The sequence below is a fragment of the Stella humosa genome, assembly GCF_006738645.1.
GTDB classification, from domain to species: Bacteria; Pseudomonadota; Alphaproteobacteria; order ATCC43930; family Allostellaceae; genus Allostella; species Allostella humosa.
On sequence record NZ_AP019700.1, the window covers coordinates 4,807,716 to 4,824,492 of the forward strand.

The 16,777-nt window shown below is 69.6% G+C and carries 12 protein-coding genes and 1 pseudogene; 4 read left to right on the forward strand and 9 right to left on the reverse strand.

Annotated features, from left to right (window positions below):
- The 3 genes from STVA_RS22550 to ccmA form a co-directional block, all read right to left on the reverse strand.
- On the reverse strand, positions 1-726 hold the full coding sequence (locus tag STVA_RS22550) for a heme ABC transporter permease (protein WP_123692912.1): 726 nt from the start codon (positions 724-726) through the stop codon (positions 1-3).
- Positions 727-854: 128 nt separating this feature from the next.
- Entirely contained in the window at positions 855-1,520 is a 666-nt protein-coding gene (gene ccmB, locus STVA_RS22555) for a heme exporter protein CcmB (RefSeq protein WP_123692319.1), read from the reverse strand.
- Positions 1,517-2,137 (reverse strand): heme ABC exporter ATP-binding protein CcmA, encoded by a 621-nt coding sequence (gene ccmA, locus STVA_RS22560; RefSeq protein WP_123692322.1) that lies wholly within the window; start codon positions 2,135-2,137, stop codon positions 1,517-1,519. The genes ccmB and ccmA overlap by 4 nt, the downstream gene beginning before the upstream one ends.
- A gap of 596 nt (positions 2,138-2,733) precedes the next feature.
- Here ccmA and STVA_RS22565 point away from each other — a divergent pair.
- Together STVA_RS22565 and STVA_RS28415 are read left to right on the forward strand one after the other, a co-directional pair.
- Positions 2,734-3,900 carry an MFS transporter gene (locus STVA_RS22565; RefSeq protein WP_142235859.1) on the forward strand — a complete coding sequence of 389 codons (1,167 nt, stop codon included), beginning with the start codon at positions 2,734-2,736 and terminating at the stop codon, positions 3,898-3,900.
- Between the two features lie 103 nt (positions 3,901-4,003).
- Positions 4,004-6,703: a response regulator gene (locus tag STVA_RS28415; RefSeq protein WP_170216581.1), complete on the forward strand. Its 2,700-nt coding sequence runs from the start codon at positions 4,004-4,006 to the stop codon at positions 6,701-6,703.
- A gap of 6 nt (positions 6,704-6,709) precedes the next feature.
- Here the strand turns inward: STVA_RS28415 and STVA_RS22575 are convergent, their stop codons facing one another.
- Complete coding sequence (locus STVA_RS22575; RefSeq protein WP_123692328.1) at positions 6,710-7,345, reverse strand: flavin reductase family protein; 636 nt, start codon at positions 7,343-7,345, stop codon at positions 6,710-6,712.
- A gap of 125 nt (positions 7,346-7,470) precedes the next feature.
- Between STVA_RS22575 and STVA_RS22580 the strand changes: the two genes are divergently transcribed.
- Complete coding sequence (locus STVA_RS22580; RefSeq protein WP_123692914.1) at positions 7,471-8,238, forward strand: SDR family NAD(P)-dependent oxidoreductase; 768 nt, start codon at positions 7,471-7,473, stop codon at positions 8,236-8,238.
- Positions 8,239-8,332: 94 nt separating this feature from the next.
- Here the strand turns inward: STVA_RS22580 and STVA_RS28480 are convergent, their stop codons facing one another.
- The 4 genes and pseudogenes from STVA_RS28480 to STVA_RS22595 all read right to left on the reverse strand — a co-directional run bounded on the left by STVA_RS28480 (position 8,333) and on the right by STVA_RS22595 (position 13,177).
- On the reverse strand, positions 8,333-8,791 hold the full coding sequence (locus tag STVA_RS28480) for a molybdopterin dinucleotide binding domain-containing protein (RefSeq protein WP_338092716.1): 459 nt from the start codon (positions 8,789-8,791) through the stop codon (positions 8,333-8,335).
- Between the two features lie 374 nt (positions 8,792-9,165).
- Positions 9,166-10,635: pseudogene (locus tag STVA_RS28485) on the reverse strand (molybdopterin-dependent oxidoreductase); the annotation flags it as partial.
- Between the two features lie 26 nt (positions 10,636-10,661).
- Positions 10,662-12,332 carry a hydantoinase B/oxoprolinase family protein gene (locus tag STVA_RS22590; RefSeq protein WP_123692332.1) on the reverse strand — a complete coding sequence of 557 codons (1,671 nt, stop codon included), beginning with the start codon at positions 12,330-12,332 and terminating at the stop codon, positions 10,662-10,664.
- 380 nt (positions 12,333-12,712) lie between these two features.
- On the reverse strand, positions 12,713-13,177 hold the full coding sequence (locus STVA_RS22595) for a hypothetical protein (protein WP_142235860.1): 465 nt from the start codon (positions 13,175-13,177) through the stop codon (positions 12,713-12,715).
- Positions 13,178-13,430: 253 nt separating this feature from the next.
- Here STVA_RS22595 and STVA_RS22600 point away from each other — a divergent pair, with 253 nt between their 5' ends.
- Positions 13,431-14,099: a hypothetical protein gene (locus STVA_RS22600; RefSeq protein WP_142235861.1), complete on the forward strand. Its 669-nt coding sequence runs from the start codon at positions 13,431-13,433 to the stop codon at positions 14,097-14,099.
- A gap of 355 nt (positions 14,100-14,454) precedes the next feature.
- On the opposite strand, the gene STVA_RS22605 is transcribed toward STVA_RS22600, so the two are convergent.
- Positions 14,455-16,545 carry a hydantoinase/oxoprolinase family protein gene (locus STVA_RS22605; RefSeq protein WP_123692916.1) on the reverse strand — a complete coding sequence of 697 codons (2,091 nt, stop codon included), beginning with the start codon at positions 16,543-16,545 and terminating at the stop codon, positions 14,455-14,457.
- Positions 16,546-16,777: the final 232 nt, after the last annotated feature.

Here is a 16,777-nt window from a genome sequence, read left to right on the forward strand (position 1 = left end):
TCATGCCTCTGCTTCCATCGCGGCCAGGCGCAGCGCGCGGACCCGCCGCGTCATGATCTCGGCCCGCACGCGCAGCATCAGCAGGGCCGCGAAATAGAAGCCGAAGCCGGCCGCCATCAGCAGCAGGGGCGTCAGCATGGAGGAATGGATGGCCGGCCCGTCCATGCGGGCGACGCTGGCCGGCTGGTGCAGCGTGTTCCACCAGTCGACCGACCATTTGATGATCGGCACGTTGACCAGCCCGACGATGGCCAGGATCGAGGCGGCCCGGCCGCCGCGCACCGGATCGTCGAAGGCGCCCAGCAACGCCATGTAGCCGAGATAGAGGAAGAAGAGCACCAGCACCGAGGTCAGCCGCGCGTCCCACACCCACCAGGCGCCCCACATGGGCTTGCCCCAGAGCGAGCCGGTAATGAGGCAGATGAGGGTGAAGGCCGCCCCGATGGGGGCAGCCGCCCGGGCCACGATCTCGCCCAGCGGGTGCTTCCACACGAGTGCGGAGATGCTGCCGCCCGCCACCACGGTATAGACGAGGAGCGCCATCCAGGCCGACGGGACGTGGACGTACATGATCCGCACCGTCTCGCCCTGCTGGTAGTCGGCCGGCGAGGCCACCAGCGCGAACCACAGGCCGGCTGCGATGCACACGATCGCGGCAGCCGCGAACCAGGGCATAGCCACGGTCGCAAAGCGCAGGAAGCGGGCAGGGTTGGCGAAGCGGTGCATCACCATCGTCAGTGCGCAATGGTCTCTCGGTCGTATGTATCACCGGCACCAGGGCCGCACCATGCGGCGGAACCCCTCACCGCCGGCCTGCTACTCCACCGCCGGCCTGCTACTCCACCGCCGGCCTGCTACTCCACCGATTGCCGCAAGGCAGCCGCGGCGGCAAAGGGCGCTGCCGCCAGCGTCGCCAGCAGCAGCGCGCCCAGCACGAGGAGATGGGGCCGCGCCGGCAGCCCGGCAATGGCGGCATCCACGGCGGCCACGCCGAAGATCAGCACCGGCACCGTCAGCGGCAGCACCAGGAGCGCCAGCAGGATGCCGCCGCGCCGGGCGCCCAGCACCAAGGCGGCACCGATGGCGCCCATCAGGACCAGCGTCGGGGTGCCCAGCGCCAGGGCCGCCAGCAGGATCGGCAGCCCCTCCACCGGCAATTGCAGGAAGAGGGCAAGGACGGGGGCCGCCAGGATCAGCGGCAGGCCGCAGAGCAGCCACTGCGCCAGGCACTTGGCCACCACCAGCGCCACCGCCGACAGGGGCGACGCCAGCATCGCCTCCAGGCTACCATCCTCATGGTCGGCCAGGAAGAGGCGGTCCAGCCCCAGCATGACCGACAGAAGTGCGGTGACCCAGATCACGCCGGACGCGATGCGCGCCAACAGGTTCGGTTCCGGCCCGACGCCGAAGGGAAAGAGGCTGGCGGCCAGCACGAAGAAGAGGACGACGGCAGCCGCATCCCCGCCCTGGCGTAGGGCCAGGCGCAGGTCACGCGCCAGGATGGCCGTGAAGGCCCTCACGGCCCGGCCGGCCCGAGCCGCAGGGTCCGCGCGCCCGGCGTGGCGATCGGCACATGGGTGGCGAGCACGGCCAGGCCGCCGTCGCGGCAATGGCGGTCGAGCATCGCCTCGACGATGGCGACCGAGGCCGCGTCGAGCCCGACCGTCGGCTCGTCCAGCAGCCACAGCGGTGCGCGGCCCAGCAGCAGGCGAGTGAGCGCAAGGCGGCGGCGCTGGCCCTGGGACAGGTAGCGGGCGGGCGTATCGGCGACGCCGTCCAGCCCCAGCCGGTCAAGGGCTGCCGCCACGTCCAGGCCACCAGGGCCGGCGAGCGCACCCCAGAAGGCCGCATTCTCGGCCGCGGTCAGCCCCGCCTTGATGCCGTCGCCATGGCCCAGCCAGCGCAGCCGCGCCCGGTGGGCTTCGGGATCGTCGGCAACCGCGGCGTCGTCCCAGCGCATCTGGCCCGCGACCGGCGCCACCAGGCCCGCCATCAGGCGCAGCAGGCTGCTCTTGCCGGCACCGTTGGGGCCGAGCAGGGTCAGCGCCGTGCCGGCCTCCACCCGGAAGTCGAGGTCGCGGAAGACCAGCCGCTCGCCGCGGACGCAGCTCAGCCCGATGCCTGCGAAAACGCTCATCGCGGCGGTTCATAGCATGGAAAAGGAAGAAGGGCGGCTGCCGAGGGGGGCCGGCAGCCGCCCTGGGGCAGCGGGGTCGCAGTGCTGCCAAGGAGGCATCGAGAACCGTCGCCAGGGGCGGTCTGTTCCCTGTCGACGCTATGAATGTGATGCACGAATGCGACAGGTCCAGGGTCAGATTGCGGCAAATCCGAGGCATTTTGCGCCGTATTGGCTGATTGTCGCGCCGTCGATCGCGAAAAGCCGCAGCCCTTCAAAGGCCTGCCGGCCGATCCTGGTGGATCGTCTCAGCCGCCGGGGGACCGGCCGGGCCGAGAACTGCATTTCCTGCCTGAAAAAAAAGAAGGGCGGCCGCCGAGGGGGGATCGGCGACCGCCCGGTGACAGCGTGGGTCGCTGCCAAGGAGGCGTTGAAACCGCCGCTTGGTACGAGCCTTCGTGCCTTGCGACAGGTATCAATCTGATGCCGGAATGCGACACTCGCTTGGTCACATTAAGGCAAAACCGTGATTTATCGTCCCGGCCGCGAGGCTTGGCATGCCACCGGGAAGGTCGCGTTGGCCCGTCTCTTGATGCTATTGGCCGTGGCCATATCCCATGCAGAATCAACCCCTTCCCGGTCGCGTGCGGCCCGCGGCCGCCAGGCGCGCGACGGCCGTCGTCTTTTTCGCCAACGGTGCCGGCTTCGGCCTGTGGGCCGCCCATATACCCGCCATCAAGGACGGGCTGGGCCTGTCGGAGGGCGAGCTTGGCCTGGCCCTCCTGATGCTGGCCGCGGGGGCGGTCGCCACGATGCCGCTGGCCGGGCGCTGCGCCGTCGCCATCGGCAGCCGTCCGACCGTCCTGGCGGTGGGCCTTGCCTTTGCCGCGTTCCTGGCGCTGCCGCCGCTGGCGCCCAGCCTGGCGGTGCTGATGGCCACCTGTCTGCTGCTGGGGGCCGCCAACGGCGCGATCGACGTGGCGATGAACACGCACGCGACGGCCGTCGAGCGGGCCTGGGACGGGCCGATCATGTCGTCGTTCCACGCCTTCTACAGCCTGGGCGGGCTGGCCGGGGCCACGGCCGCCGGGCTGGCCATCTGGGCGGGGGCGGCAGCGGCGCCGACGATGGCGGCAGGCTCGGCCGTCCTGCTGCTGGCCGTCGCCGCCACCGCCCCCTTCCTGGCGGTGCCACCGCTGCCGGCCGTGCCGCGCGCGGGCACGGTGCGGCCGCATGGGCCGGTGGTGCGCCTGGGCATCCTGGCCCTGCTGGGGTTCCTGGCCGAGGGCTCGCTGATCGACTGGTGCGCGGTCTACATGGTGGAGACGGTGGGCACGTCCCAGGCCACGGGGGCGGCCGGCTATGCCGCTTTCTCCCTGGCCATGACGACCGCCCGGCTGACGGGGGACCGGGTCGCCGCCCGCCTGGGACCGGAGCGGACGCTGACGCTGTCGGGCCTGGTCGCGGCGGCCGGGCTTGGCCTGGCGGTGGCGCTGCCGCACCCGCTGCTGGCTCCGGCGGGGTTCGCGCTGGCGGGCCTGGGCCTGGCCAACATCGTGCCGTTGCTGTTTGGTGCTGCCGCCCGCGTGCCGGGGGTGGCGGCCGGCGACGGCGTGGCGATGGTCGCGGTCTTCGGCTACACGGGCGCCTTGGCCGGGCCGCCGCTGATCGGCTTTGCCGCCGAATGGACCAGCCTGCGGACGGCGCTGTGCGGCCTGGCCGTCGCGGCAGCGGTCATCGTGCCGCTGGTGCCCTGGGCGTTGGGCCGGCGGGTCGAGCGTTGAGCACATGTCCGGGCGCGACCGTGCGGGAATGGCGAAACTGTCGTACATTCCGGCGATGAGGGCGACCGGGGGCGCTGGCGCGGACGGGCCGGACGGCAATGCCGTGACCGGGACCCGGGGGCTGCCCGGACTGGCGGCATGGATCGGGCTTGGCCTGGGCCTGCTGGTCATCGCCATCACGACGCTGACGATCGCGATCGTCGAGCAGACGATGATCCGGCGCGCCGACCGGCAGGCGCTGGCGGTGGTCGAGTCCAAGGCCGACACCCTGGCCCGCCTGCTCGAGCGCGGCATGTACGAGCGCTGGCGCGAGCTGCGGCTGTTCGCGCGCACCGTGGGCGAGGACCTGTCGGCCGGGCCGGCCGTCGCCGAGGATCCCCAGTGGCTGGACCGGCTGCGTGGCGGCCTCGACCGCATGCAGGTCAGCTATCCGCTCTATTCCTGGCTCGGCTTCGTGCGCAGCGACGGCATCCTGATCGCCAGCAGCATCCGCCGGTTCGAGGGCAGCAGCGTGCGCGACCGCGACTGGTTCGAGAAGTCGCAGGACCGGCCGTTCCTGGGCGACGTGCGCGACGCCGGCGTGATCGCGGCCGAGGTGAAGCGCCATTCGGACGATCCCGTCCGCTTCATCGACATCGCGGCCCCCATCCGCCGGGACGACGGTTCGTCGGCCGGCATCATCGCCGCCCACCTGAACTGGGACTGGGCGGCCGACATCATGCGCCTGCTGCCCGACCGGGTGGACGCCCAGTCGGCCGAGGCCATCATCGCCCGCCGGGACGGCCTCATCATCGCCGGCCCGCAGGCGCTGCGGAACACCAAGCTGCCGCCGGCCGTCCTGGCGGCAATGCCGGCCGCCGGGCGCGTGGACCAGCAGCCGGCCGCGACCCGGCTGGAATGGCCGGGAACGGGCCGCGCCTACTATGTGGGCGCAGCACCCCTGGCCCACTCGGACGAGTATCCCTCGCCGCAATGGATCGCCGTCGCCCGCTGGTCGAGCGAGGCCGCCCACGCCGAGACCGGCGCCTGGCGCTGGCGGGCGTTCCTGCTGGCCGTTCCCATCTTCCTGGCGCTGCTGCTGCCGCTGATGCTGGTCGTCCGCTGGCTGGTGCGGGGGCTGGGCGAGCTGACGCGGGCCGCCCGGGCCGCTGCCGAGGGGCAGCCATGGGCGCTGGCCGCCGGCCGGCCCCGCGCTCGCGAACTGGCCAGCCTGCTGGGCGCGGTCGACCGGCTGGTGTCGCAGCAGGCCAGCCAGCTCGACCGGCTGACGGCGGCCAACCGCGACCTGGAGCAGCGGGTGACCGAGCGCACCCGGCAACTGCGCGGGGCTTTGGCCGCGCAGGTCGAAGCCGGGCCCGCGACCGCTGGCGCGACCGCCGGCCGGGGCCCGTTCCTGACCGCCGTCGGGCAGGAGATACGGCCGGCGATGGAAGCGATCGCCGGCATCGCCCAGGCGATCCTGCGCGATTCGCCCGATCCCGAGGCCCGCGCCCAGGCGCGTCGGCTTCTCGATACGGCCGATGCCTTGCAGCCGGTCCTGGACGACACGGCCGACCTGTCGCGCATCGATGCCGGGCAGGTGCCGGTCACGCCGCGGCCGTTCCGGCTGTCGGACCTGGTGGAGCGCTGCATCGGCACGGCCCGGCCGTTGGCCGACGCCAAGGGCGTGACGCTGGCGGCCACGATCGACCCAGCCGTCCCCGACGCGCTCTCGGCCGACCGCCAGCGCATGCAGCAGATCGTCACCAGCCTGCTGACCGGCCTGGTGCGCCAGACGGCGGCCGCCCGGGTGCGGCTGACCGTCTCGATCGAGGCCGCGGCCGGCACCCGGCTGGACCTGCGCTTCGAGGTGTCGGACATGGCAGACGGCGCCCAGCCGGGCAGAGCGCCGGCCGGCGAAGGCAATCTGGGCCTGGTGCTGGCGCAGGGGCTGGCGGGGGCGCTGGGCGGCCGGCTGGATGCGCGCATGGCGCAGGCCGGCGGCGGCACCGCGATCGCCTGCATCCTGCCGGTGTCGGCCGGGCCGGCGGACGCCCGCCCGGCGGAGACGGCGGCGGAACGGCCGGGCTTGCGCATCCTGCTGGTCGACGACGTCGCCATCAACCGGGCGACATTGGCCGCCCTGCTCGACACCGGCCAAAATGTCCTGGACGAGGCGGGCGACGGCGAGGACGCCGTCCGCCTGGCGGCCGAGGGCGGCTACGACCTGATCCTGATGGATCGCTTCATGCCGGGCATGGACGGGCTGGAAGCGACCCGGCGGATCCGCGCCCTGCCCGGTCCGGCCGGCCGCACGCCGATCCACGGGCTGACCGGGGCGGCCGCGGGCTCCGACCTCGCCACCTGCCTGGCGGCCGGGATGGACGGGGTGATGGCCAAGCCGGTGCGGCCCGACGCGTTGCAGGCCCTGCTGGCATCCCTGACTGCCGCAGCCGCAGCCGTCCCGACGCCCGACCCCGCGCCCGACCTGCAGGCCGCCGACCGCCTGCGCCGATCGCTCGGCGAGGCCGCGTTCACGGGACTGCAGCGCCAGTTCTCGACCTTCGCGCACGAGACCGCGGCCGCCCTGGCCGCGGCGGTCGTCGCCGACGACACGGACGAGATCGTCCGCGTGGCGCACATGATCGCCGGCACGTCCGGCTCCTTCGGCCATCCCAGCCTGAGCCAGGAAGCGCACGCCCTGCAGCGGGCCGCGCGCGCCGGCCAGCCCGCGGCCGACATCCGCGAAGGCGGCCGCCGGCTGGCGCGGTCCACCGCCGAGGCCGCCCGGCGCGTCGAAGCCGCCCTGGCGACGCCGGCCTGACGGCCCTCAGCCCTTGGGGGCGATCGGCCAGCCGGGGCGCATGATCGAGAAGACGGTGTCGACCTTCACATAGTCCATGTAGCCCAGGCGCCCGATCGGCTCGACCCGCTTGTAGTCGACCAAGCCGTCGACGATGACGCTGTCGTCGATATGGATGCCGATGACCTCGCCGAAGACGACGGTGTTGGGCTGGGCCGGGTCGGCCGTCGCCAGGTCCACGGCCGCGGTGAAGCGGCATTCGAGGTGGATCGGGCTTTCCTTCACCCGCGGCGCCTTCACCAGTTCCGACGGCGCCATGGTGAGGCCGGCCAGTTCGAACTCGTTGACGCCGAACGGGGACGGGGCGGCCGTGATGTTCATGGCCTCGCGCAGCGCCCAGGTGCAGATGTTGACCACGAACTCGCCGCTGTCGCGGGCGTTGGCCACCGTGTCCTTCATGCCGCCGCCCTGCTGGTGGGCGCTGGTGGAGGCGAACATGACCTGGGGCGGGGTGTAGGCGACGCCGTTGAAGAAGGAATAGGGCGCCAGGTTGGCCCGCCCCTGGCTGTCGATGGTGGAGATCCAGCCGATCGGCCGCGGCACGACGATGGCGTTGAAGGGGTTGTGGCGCAGGCCGTGGGGCTGGTCGCCGCGATAGAACATGATGGCTCCGCTGACTGGAAAGGGTGACGCATCCTGCCGTCCCGGCATCCATCGCGCCAGCCGGCGATTGACCGGGATGGCCGGCGATGCTCCGATCGGCCCTTCATTCACCGGAGATGCCGCCCATGCCCGACGCCCTTCCGCTCGCCGGCCGCCCCGTCCTCCTGACCGGGGCCGGGGGCGACATCGGCCGCGCCATGATGGCGGCCTTCGCCCGCGCCGGCGCCCGCATCGCGGCCGCCGACATCGACCCCGCTCGCGCCGAGGCCGCGGCCGCCGTCGCCCGCGACCTGGGGGTGGACGCCATCGCCGTCCCGCTCGACGTCACCCGGTCGGAATCCTGCCGCGAGGCCGTGGCCGCGGCGGTGGCGGCCTTCGGGTCCTTGCGCGTGCTGGTGAACAACGCGGCAGCACTCGCCATCCGCGGCACGGTGGTCGACCTCAGCGAGGCCGACTGGCACAGCCAGATGGCGGTCAACCTGACCGGCCCGTTCCTGATGGCCAAGCACGCCATCCCGGCGATGCGCGCCGGCGGCGGCGGGGTCGTCGTCAACCTCGCCTCGCAACTGGGCCATGTCGGCCAGGCGGGGCTGGCGGCCTATGGGGCGGCCAAGGCCGGCATCCACAATTTGACGCGCATCATGGCGATCGACCATGCGGCGGACGGCATCCGCGTCGTCAGCCTGTCACCCGGCGCGATCGAGGGCACGCGAGTCCGCTCCCGCTTCCCCGACGACGATGCCATGCGCGCCTACAATGACCAGCGCCACATCCTGGGCCGCATGGGCCGGCCCGACGAGATCGCCTCAGCCGCCGTGTTCTTGGCGAGCGATGCCGCCAGCTTTATGACCGGCGCGGATTTGCTGGTGGATGGCGGCTATACGGCCTGGTAGGGGGCGGGCGGCGGTGCGTCCCTCGACTGCTCGCTGCGCTGCGCGCTCGGGATGAGGGAGGTCTCTGGAATACAAGAAATAGGCGCGCCGGCCGCTACACCTGCTCGATCACCGGCGGATCGAATATCCCCACTGCCGGGGCCGGGCCTTCCCAGCGTTCGACCTCCACCAGGCAGGTCATGGCGACCGGGGCCTGGGCCAGCTTGGAGGTGGGCTTGTCCAGCGTCAGCACGTTGGGGTTGCCGTGGCGGTCCAGCGAGCCCGGCACGCCGGGCTCGGCCGGGTCGAACCAGGAGCCGGTCGGTAGCTGCAGGACGCGGGGCATCACCGCGTCGGTGACGACGGCACCGGCCAGGCAGGCGCCGCGGTCGTTGAAGACGCGCACCAGGTCGCCGGTGGCGATGCCGCGCGAGGCCGCGTCGGCGGGGTTGATCCACAGGGCCTCGCGGCCGGCGACCTTGGCCTCGCGGCAATAGGGGCCGTGGTCGTACTGGCTGTGCAGCTTGCGGTCGGGCTGGTTGGAGATGAGGTGGAGGGGGTGGCGGGCGGCCATTCCGCCGGCTCCAGCCAGACCGGGTGGCCGGGGCAGTCGTCATAGCCGAAGCTCTCGATCGCGGCCGAATGAATCTCGATGCGGCCGGACGGCGTCGGCAGGCGGGCGGCCACCGGGTCGGCGCGGAAATCGGCCATCAGGATGTGGGGCCGCTCGACCGCCGGCAGGGCGAACCAGCCCTTCTCCCAGAAGGCATCGAACTCCGGGAAGTCGATGTCGAGCCGCGCGCCGCGCTGGCGGGCGACGGCGTAGAGGTGGCGGACCCAGTCCATCTCGGTCCGGCCCTCGGTGAAGGCATCGCGCAGGCCCAGGCGGTCGGCCAGGTCGGCGAAGGCGTCATGGTCGTTGCGCGCGCCGCCGACGGGGGCGATGGCGCGGTGCATGGCGACCAGGTGGCCGTCATTGCCGGCACAGGACAGGTCGTTGCGCTCGAACGGCGTGGTCGCCGGCAGGACGATGTCGGCATGGCGGGCGAGCGGGTTCCAGAATTGCTCGTGCACCACCACCGTCTCGGGCCGCTGCCAGGCGCGCACCAGGCGGTTCAGGTCCTGGTGGTGGTGGAAGGGGTTGCCGCCGACCCAATAGACCATGCGGATGTCGGGATAGGCGAAGCGCCCACCGTCGAAATCGAACGCCGCACCCGGGTTCAGCAGCATGTCGGCGATGCGGGCGACGGGGATGAAGTCCTTCACCGGGTTGATGCCCTGGGGCAGCGACGGCCAGGGGAAGGCGCGCACGGGGTTGCCCTGCCCATTCATGTCGGCATATCCGAAGCCGAAGCCACCGCCGGCCAGCCCGATCTGCCCCAGCATGGCGGCCAGCGTGATCGCCAGCCAGTAGGGCTGCTCGCCATGGTCGCCGCGCTGCACCGACCAGCCGACCGAGATCATCGTGCGCTTGGCCGCCATGCGGCGGGCAAGGCCGCGGATGGTGTCGGCCGGCAGGCCGCAGATGGCGGCGGCCCACTCGGCATCCTTGGGCTGGCCGTCGGCCGTGCCCATCAGGTAGGGCAGGAAGCGGTCGAAGCCCTCGGCATAGCGATCGAGGAAGGCGCGGTCGTGCAGCCCCTCTGCCACCAGCGTGTGGGCCAGGCCCAGCATGATGGCGGCATCCGTGTTGGGCAGCGGCGTCAGCCATTCCGCCCCCAGAAAATCGGCCGCGTCGGAGCGCAGCGGGCCGACCAGCACGAACTCCACGCCCGCCGCCTTGCACTGCTCCAGCCCCTCGCGGACCGTGTGCCGGCTGACGCCGCCCGAATGGACCTGGGCGTTCTTCATCGGCATGCCGCCGAACATGACGACGAGGCCGCGCCCCTCGGCAATCGCCGGCCATTGCGTGTGGTCGTCGAGCAGGCCGCGCGGGTCGCCGATGACGCGCGGCACGATCACCTGGGCCGCGGCATAGCTGTAGGCATTGACCGAGCGGGTGTAGCCGCCGCCCAGGTTGAGGAAGCGGCGCATCTGGCTCTGGGCGTGGTGGAAGCGGCCGGCGCTGGCCCAGCCATAGGAGCCGGCATAGATCGCGCGGCTGCCGAACGTCTCGCGCACGCGGGCCAACTCGCCCGCCACGAGGTCCAGCGCCGTATCCCAGCCGACCTCGACGAACGGCTCCCCGCCGCGGCCCTCGCCGCCCGCGCGCTCCCGCCTTGCCAGCCACGAGCGGCGGACCATCGGCCCGCGGATGCGCAAGGGGCCGTCCAGCGTCGGCGGGACGGAGCGGGCGATGGGCGACGGGTCGCCATCCAGCTCGAACGGGTGCAGGCCGACCAGCCGGCCGTCCCGCACCTCCGACCGGTAGGTGCCCCAATGGGTGGCGGTGGTGGCGAAAGCCGCGTCCTGGGGCATCGTCCGGTCCTTTCCCTGCTGGGCCGTTACTCGGCTGCGGCGGCCGTGGCGCCGTAGAGGCGGGCGGCGGCCTCGGCCGAGACCAGCCCGTCGCGCAGGTCGGCCGCCACCTGGTCGCGCGGCCGGGTGTTGGGGTCGCCGATGCCGGCACCGCCGGGGGTCTGGATGATGAGGCGTTCGCCGGGCGGCACCATCTGCGAGCCCTTGCCCTTCATCACCAGCCCGGAGGCCAGGCCGACCGTGCCCGACGCCCCGTCGCCGCCGCCCTCGCGCCCGCGCGGCGGATGGTCGATGCGGTCGAAGGCGGCCAGCAGCTCGACCGGCAGGCCGTCCGCGCTCTCGATCTCGATGATCTGGCCGAGCCCGCCGCGGGTGTGGCCGGCGCCGGCCGAATCCGCCCGCAGCTCCTTGCGCCAGAACAGCAGCGGCGTGACCGATTCGGCGATCTCGACCGGGGTGCCGCGCACGCCGCTGGGATAGGCGGTGGCCGACAGCCCGTCCTTGGCCGGCCGGGCGCCGGTGCCGCCGTTGGAAGTGATGGTGACGGCGAAGCCGTACTTGCTGTCGGGCTTGTCGGCGCTGGGGCCGCGGAAGGTCATGTTGTAGAGGCAGGACGTGCCCTCGGCCGGCACGCGCTCGGGCACCACCTGGCGCAGGCAGCCGAACACCATGTCGGGCAGCATCTGGCCGGTGATGTGGCGGGACGAGACCGGCAGCGGATAGGGCGCGTTCAGGATGGTGCCGGGGGGTGCGGACACCGTCAGCGGCTCCAGCGAGCCGGCATTGTTGGGGATTTGCGCTGCCACGACGCAGCCCAGCCCGAAGCAGGTATAGGCGGTCGTATAGGCGATCGGCACGTTGATGCCCTTCGACGACGCAGGCGAGGTGCCGTCATAGGCGACGTGGATCGACTTTTCCGACACGGTCACCGTCGCGTGCAGGTCGATCGGCTGGTCGAAGCCGTCGATGCGCATGCGGTGCGTCCAGCTACCCTTGGGCAGGCGCGCGATCTCCGCCAGGACGGCCTCGCGCGAGTGGTGGATGATGTGCTCTGCCAGGTCGTCGAGGCTGTCGAGGCGGAACTCGTCCATCATCTCCGACAGGCGCTTGCAGCCGACATCGTTGCAGGCGGCCAGCGAATAGACGTCGCCCTCGGTGTCGACGGGCAGGCGCGTGTTGGCGCGGATCATCGCCAGCAGCGTCTGGTTCATCTGGCCGCGCTCGGCCAGTTTCAGCATGGGGATGTAGAGCCCCTCCATGAAGACGTCGGTGCCGTCCGGCCCGAAGCCGATGCCGCCAATGTCCATGAGGTGGCTGGTGCAGGACAGCAACGCCACCAGCTTGCCATGGTGGAAGCAGGGCGTCGTCAGGACGAAATCATTGAGGTGGCCCGTGCCCATCCACGGGTCGTTGGTGATGTAGATGTCGCCCTCCTCCATCGTCTCGACGGGGAAGTGCCGCAGGAAGTGCCTCACCGATTCGGCCATGGAGTTCACATGGCCGGGCGTGCCCGTCACCGCCTGCGCCAGCATCCGCCCGCGCAGGTCGAAGACGCCCGCCGACAGATCGCCGCATTCCCGCACGATCGGGCTGAAGGCGGTGCGGATCAGGGTCTGCGCCTGCTCCTCGACGACCGCGATCAGGCGGTTCCACATGATCTGGGTGTGGATCTGGGAGAGCGTGTTGGAACGGGCCATGGGCGGGGGTTCCTGCGGGTTGGAGAGAGAGCGCTTTGAGGCGAGTATAGCGGTTCGATGTCGAATGGGGGGCGCAATAGCGTCGTGGGCCGCCAGCTTACACTTGAGCCGCCCACCTACTTTCAGTCAGCATGTGCGGCGACCGCGGCTTGCGAGCAAGCGTCAACTGCTTCCGGCTTGAAACTGCTTCGCAGTCAATATAATCTTTACCGGACCCTCGCCTTCATCGAAAAATACACTCAGCCAAACTCTCCAAATAACTAGAGTTTCTCGTATTAATTGCGTATTCATGCACGTTAAGTGAATATATTTGCGCAATAGCCTAATTTTTTCGACGGACAATTCTACAGCATTTTTTGATAACTTATATCATCAACACATCAATCCACTTCATCCAACGTCCGCACAAGCTGCCCAATTCTTTGGGTTAGCGCCGTTTGTGTACTAACAGTATTTATCATCCGGCCTTTCGCTTCAACCTCATCACTCGATAGACCAATTTCGGCCACTTGGCTGCGCAGTCGATCAGCCAATACCCGTACCTCATCGTCACGCACTCGGCTCGCGAGCAACATCGTTTCGGTAGTCAGGCGGAGAAGATCGTCTGACAGACCTGGCGGAAGTTGCTGGCGTTGCCAGATGCTGGTCGCACGATGTGCCAAAATATCTTGGTGGAGTGACGCACCGGCGTTGCGCACCAGATTCTGGGAAGCGATCTGCAGGGCGAGTAGCGTCTCTCGTTGGAATTCATTGCGCCGCATCACCTGCCGTTCGTTGCGTTCTTCGCGACGGCGCTCACGGTCACGTTCAGAAATTCGCCGATCGGCTAGCCAAGCGGCCAGCATCGTTAGCACCCCTCCCGCTATTACGCTGACCGTTGCAGCAAGCCAATTCGGCATCCATTCCTCCACTTGTGAATCTCTGACTTTCACTGGCAGACTGCACAAAGTTGCTCGATTGCCGTGCGCCCTGGCAAACTTTCGACAAGCCCAATCAACTTGGCAGCCGCAGGCTGTTGACTGGAATCCAGGATGACCACAGCATCGTGGCACGGATACGCATTCATCGTGGTATTTTTATTCGCACAAAGGAATAACCATGGCCGACTCAGAACACTTGCGTGATCTAAAGGTGGCGTGGGGCGACTCCTGTCATTCAATGTGGGCGGAGTTACTTTCAATCTCCATCGCCGAGAACGCAATTCGAAGCCGTTATGCCGAAATCAAAAGCGATACTGTTCTCCACGACATCGCCTATGCGCCCGACGTAAAGGGGCGACTAGGCATGCTAACCAAAGACCGATTTCTTGAACGTGTTCCAAAATACAAAGATGCAGTCATTACCAATCGTTTAATTATTCTTTCAGCATCATTCGAATTATACTTAAATAACTTCATTGAGAGTTACCTTGCTAAGCGGCCCAAATTTTACGACAACGCGCTAAAGAAACGGACGCCCGCAGGAGATAAGATATATGGAGAGGCCATAAAGACTCGCGGCCTGAGTGCCAGAGTCCGAAAGATGGCAGAAGAAGTTCCCTTTAAGATCAAGTCGCTGGACAACGGTCTCGAATTCCTTGATGATGTATATACATTGCGCAATGTGCTCGCGCATCGCGCTGGACGCGTCGACGATCATGCCTCCCACTCGCTCAGGCACATCTTATTCAGATCAGGCGATCGCGTTACAATGTCTGCTCAGCAGATGATGGACTTAGCCGCTCCGGTCATCAAGATAGCCGAAACTCTTGACCGCAAACTTAACTAAACGACGACACTATCGATGTTTGGGAGTGGTGTTCTTGATCCCATATAGGTAGTGCTGCGCCAGGAGACTGTAAACGCGCACTTCGATTGTACAGATCAGCGGTGGCGTCCTCCACATTAGCGTAGCCACCAAGACTCAAAGTACTTCGACCGCTTTAAAGCATTATAATCTATCGTTATTTTACCAAAAATGTCGATGAAAGCCGTTATCTTGCCCGCGACGGCCGATAGGTGCTCGTCGGCAATCGGCCAATTGCGCTATAAGCAGTGCACTGAGACGGCGGCCACAGCACAAAGGCGCCTGATAGGCACCTTCTAGCAGCGCAAATGCGCCCACCACGATTTTTCGAGTTCGCCTACCCCGCCCTTCTCTCCAGCACGATGCTCCCCGTAGCCGCGATCCGCGCCCCGAACCGTGCCGGCACATAGGTCGACGTCTCGTCCTCCGCGATCACCGCCGGGCCGGACAGCGCCGCGCCCACGGCCAGGTCCGCGCGCCAGTAGAGCGGGATCTGCGCGCGTTCCCCCGTTTCCGCGTCGAACACGTCGATGCGGGCGGCCTCGACGGCGACGGAGCGCTCCGCCGGGTCGGGCACGGCGGCCGGCAGCGGGGCCTCGGTCGAGACGACGACGCCCCAGCTCAGTACCTCGACGGCGGCCGTCGGCACGACGCGGGCGAACAGGGTGCGGTATTCGGCGTCGTAGGCGGCCTGGAGGGCGGTGCGGTCGGCCTCCACCAGCGGGCGGTCGGGCAGCGGCACCACGATCTCGTGCCCCTGGCCGACATAGCGCATGAAGGCGTAGCGGGTGCGCGTCAGCGGGCGGCCGCGGGCGCCGGCCGCGACCACCTCGTCGGCCTCGGCCGTCATCGCGGCCAGGAGCTGGTTGGCGAGGCCGGCGTCAAAGGCGTCGAGGCGCATGTAGCGGCTGCGCACCACCTCGTAGGCGATGGGGGCGAGCAGGAACCCGACGGCGGAGCCGACGCCGGCATTCACCGGCACGATCACCCGGTCGATGCCCAGCTTCTCGGCCAGGCGGGCGGCGTGGAGGGGGGCGGCACCGCCGAAGGCGACGATGGTGTGGCCGTCGGCGGCCTGGCCGCGCTCGACCGCGTGGACGCGGGCGGCGTTGGCCATGTTCTCGTCGACGATCTCGGCCACGCCCAAGGCTGCCATCTCGGGCCCGAGGCCCAGGGGCTCGCCCACCTCGCGCTCCAGCACGGCGGCCGAGCGGTCGGGGTAGAGGGGGATCTTGCCGCCGGCAAAGCGGGCCGGGTCGATCTTGCCCAGCACCACGTCGGCGTCGGTCACGGTCGGCATGGCGCCGCCGCGGCCGTAGCAGGCGGGGCCGGGCTCCGAGCCTGCGCTGTCCGGGCCGACGGTGATACGCTTCAGCACGTCGACGCGGGCGATCGAGCCGCCGCCGGCGCCGATCTCGACCATCTCGATCACCGGGATGCGCAAGGGCAGGCCGCTGCCCTTGAGGAAGCGGGCGGCGCGGTCGACCTCGAAGGCGCGCGCGCTGGCGGGCCGGAACTTCTCGATCAGGCAGATCTTGGCCGTGGTGCCGCCCATGTCATAGGACAGCACCTTCTCCTCCCCCGCCGCGGCCGCGATGTGGGAGGCCAGGATGGCGCCGCCGGCCGGGCCGGATTCGACCAGCCGTATGGGGAAGCGGCGGGCGGTCGCGATGGTGGTGAGGCCACCGCCCGACGTCATCAGGTAGACGGCGCCAGCGAAGCCGCCCTGGCGCAAGGCTGCCTCCAGCCGGGCGAGGTACCCCGCCATCAGCGGCTGGACATAGGCGTTGGCGATCGCGGTCGAGGTGCGCTCGTACTCGCGGATCTCGGGGCAGACCTCGGACGACAGGGTCACCCACAGGTCGGGCAGGTGCCGGTTCAGCACCTGGCGGATCTGCTCCTCATGGGTGGGGTCGGCGTAGCTGTGCATGAGGGCGACGGCGACGCTCTCGATCTTGTGCTCGGCGAGCGGGCCGGTCAGCGCCTCGACGGCGGCGAGATCGAGGGGCAGGCGCACCTGGCCCTTCACGTCGACCCGCTCGGGCACGGTGAAGCGGCGCCAGCGCGGGACCAGGGCCGGCGGCTTGTCGATGAAGACGTCGTACTGGTCGTAGCGGCTCTCGTAGGCGATATCGATGGTGTCGCGGAAGCCCTCGGTGGCGATGAGGGCCGTCAGCGCCCCCTTGCGCTCGATGATGGCGTTGGTCGCCAGCGTCGTGCCGTGCACCAGGATGTCGATTTCCGCCAGCATCAGCCCGGCATCGGCGATGGTGACGGCCACGCCCTCCATCACGCCCAGCTCGGGGGCCTGGGGCGTCGTCAGCACCTTGCGCGTCCAGCGCCGGCCGGCCGCCTCGAGCACGATGTCGGTGAAGGTGCCGCCGATGTCGACCGCCAGCCGCGGCCCGTTCGCTTGCGTCTCAGCCATGATCCCTTCGCCCGTATCCTGCTCGCCCGTCACTCGCCGGTCCGGCCAGCCTGGCCGGGCCGCGCACTCTAGCGGCGTCGGGGGCGGCTGCAAACCGCGTGCGATGGGCGGTTGGCAGGACCGCCGGTCCAGGGTTAGGCTGATCCATCGCTAAGCCGCGCCGGACCATCGGTGCGGCCCCCGACCATCCGCGCCGCCCGACGGCCAGCCCCAGCGAGGACCATCGCCGACC

Bases quoted from the DNA above. Each gene is read 5' to 3' on its own strand.
- STVA_RS22595 (WP_142235860.1), bottom strand. From the start codon at position 13,177: ATGCTGGCCGCTTGGCTAGCCGATCGGCGAATTTCTGAACGTGACCGT.
- STVA_RS22590 (WP_123692332.1), bottom strand. From the start codon at position 12,332: ATGGCCCGTTCCAACACGCTCTCCCAGATCCACACCCAGATCATGTGG.
- STVA_RS22580 (WP_123692914.1), top strand. From the start codon at position 7,471: ATGCCCGACGCCCTTCCGCTCGCCGGCCGCCCCGTCCTCCTGACCGGG.
- STVA_RS22575 (WP_123692328.1), bottom strand. From the start codon at position 7,345: ATGTTCTATCGCGGCGACCAGCCCCACGGCCTGCGCCACAACCCCTTC.
- STVA_RS22605 (WP_123692916.1), bottom strand. From the start codon at position 16,545: ATGGCTGAGACGCAAGCGAACGGGCCGCGGCTGGCGGTCGACATCGGC.
- STVA_RS22565 (WP_142235859.1), top strand. From the start codon at position 2,734: ATGCAGAATCAACCCCTTCCCGGTCGCGTGCGGCCCGCGGCCGCCAGG.
- ccmA (WP_123692322.1), bottom strand. From the start codon at position 2,137: ATGAGCGTTTTCGCAGGCATCGGGCTGAGCTGCGTCCGCGGCGAGCGG.
- STVA_RS22550 (WP_123692912.1), bottom strand. From the start codon at position 726: ATGCACCGCTTCGCCAACCCTGCCCGCTTCCTGCGCTTTGCGACCGTG.
- STVA_RS28480 (WP_338092716.1), bottom strand. From the start codon at position 8,791: ATGGCCGCCCGCCACCCCCTCCACCTCATCTCCAACCAGCCCGACCGC.
- STVA_RS22600 (WP_142235861.1), top strand. From the start codon at position 13,431: ATGGCCGACTCAGAACACTTGCGTGATCTAAAGGTGGCGTGGGGCGAC.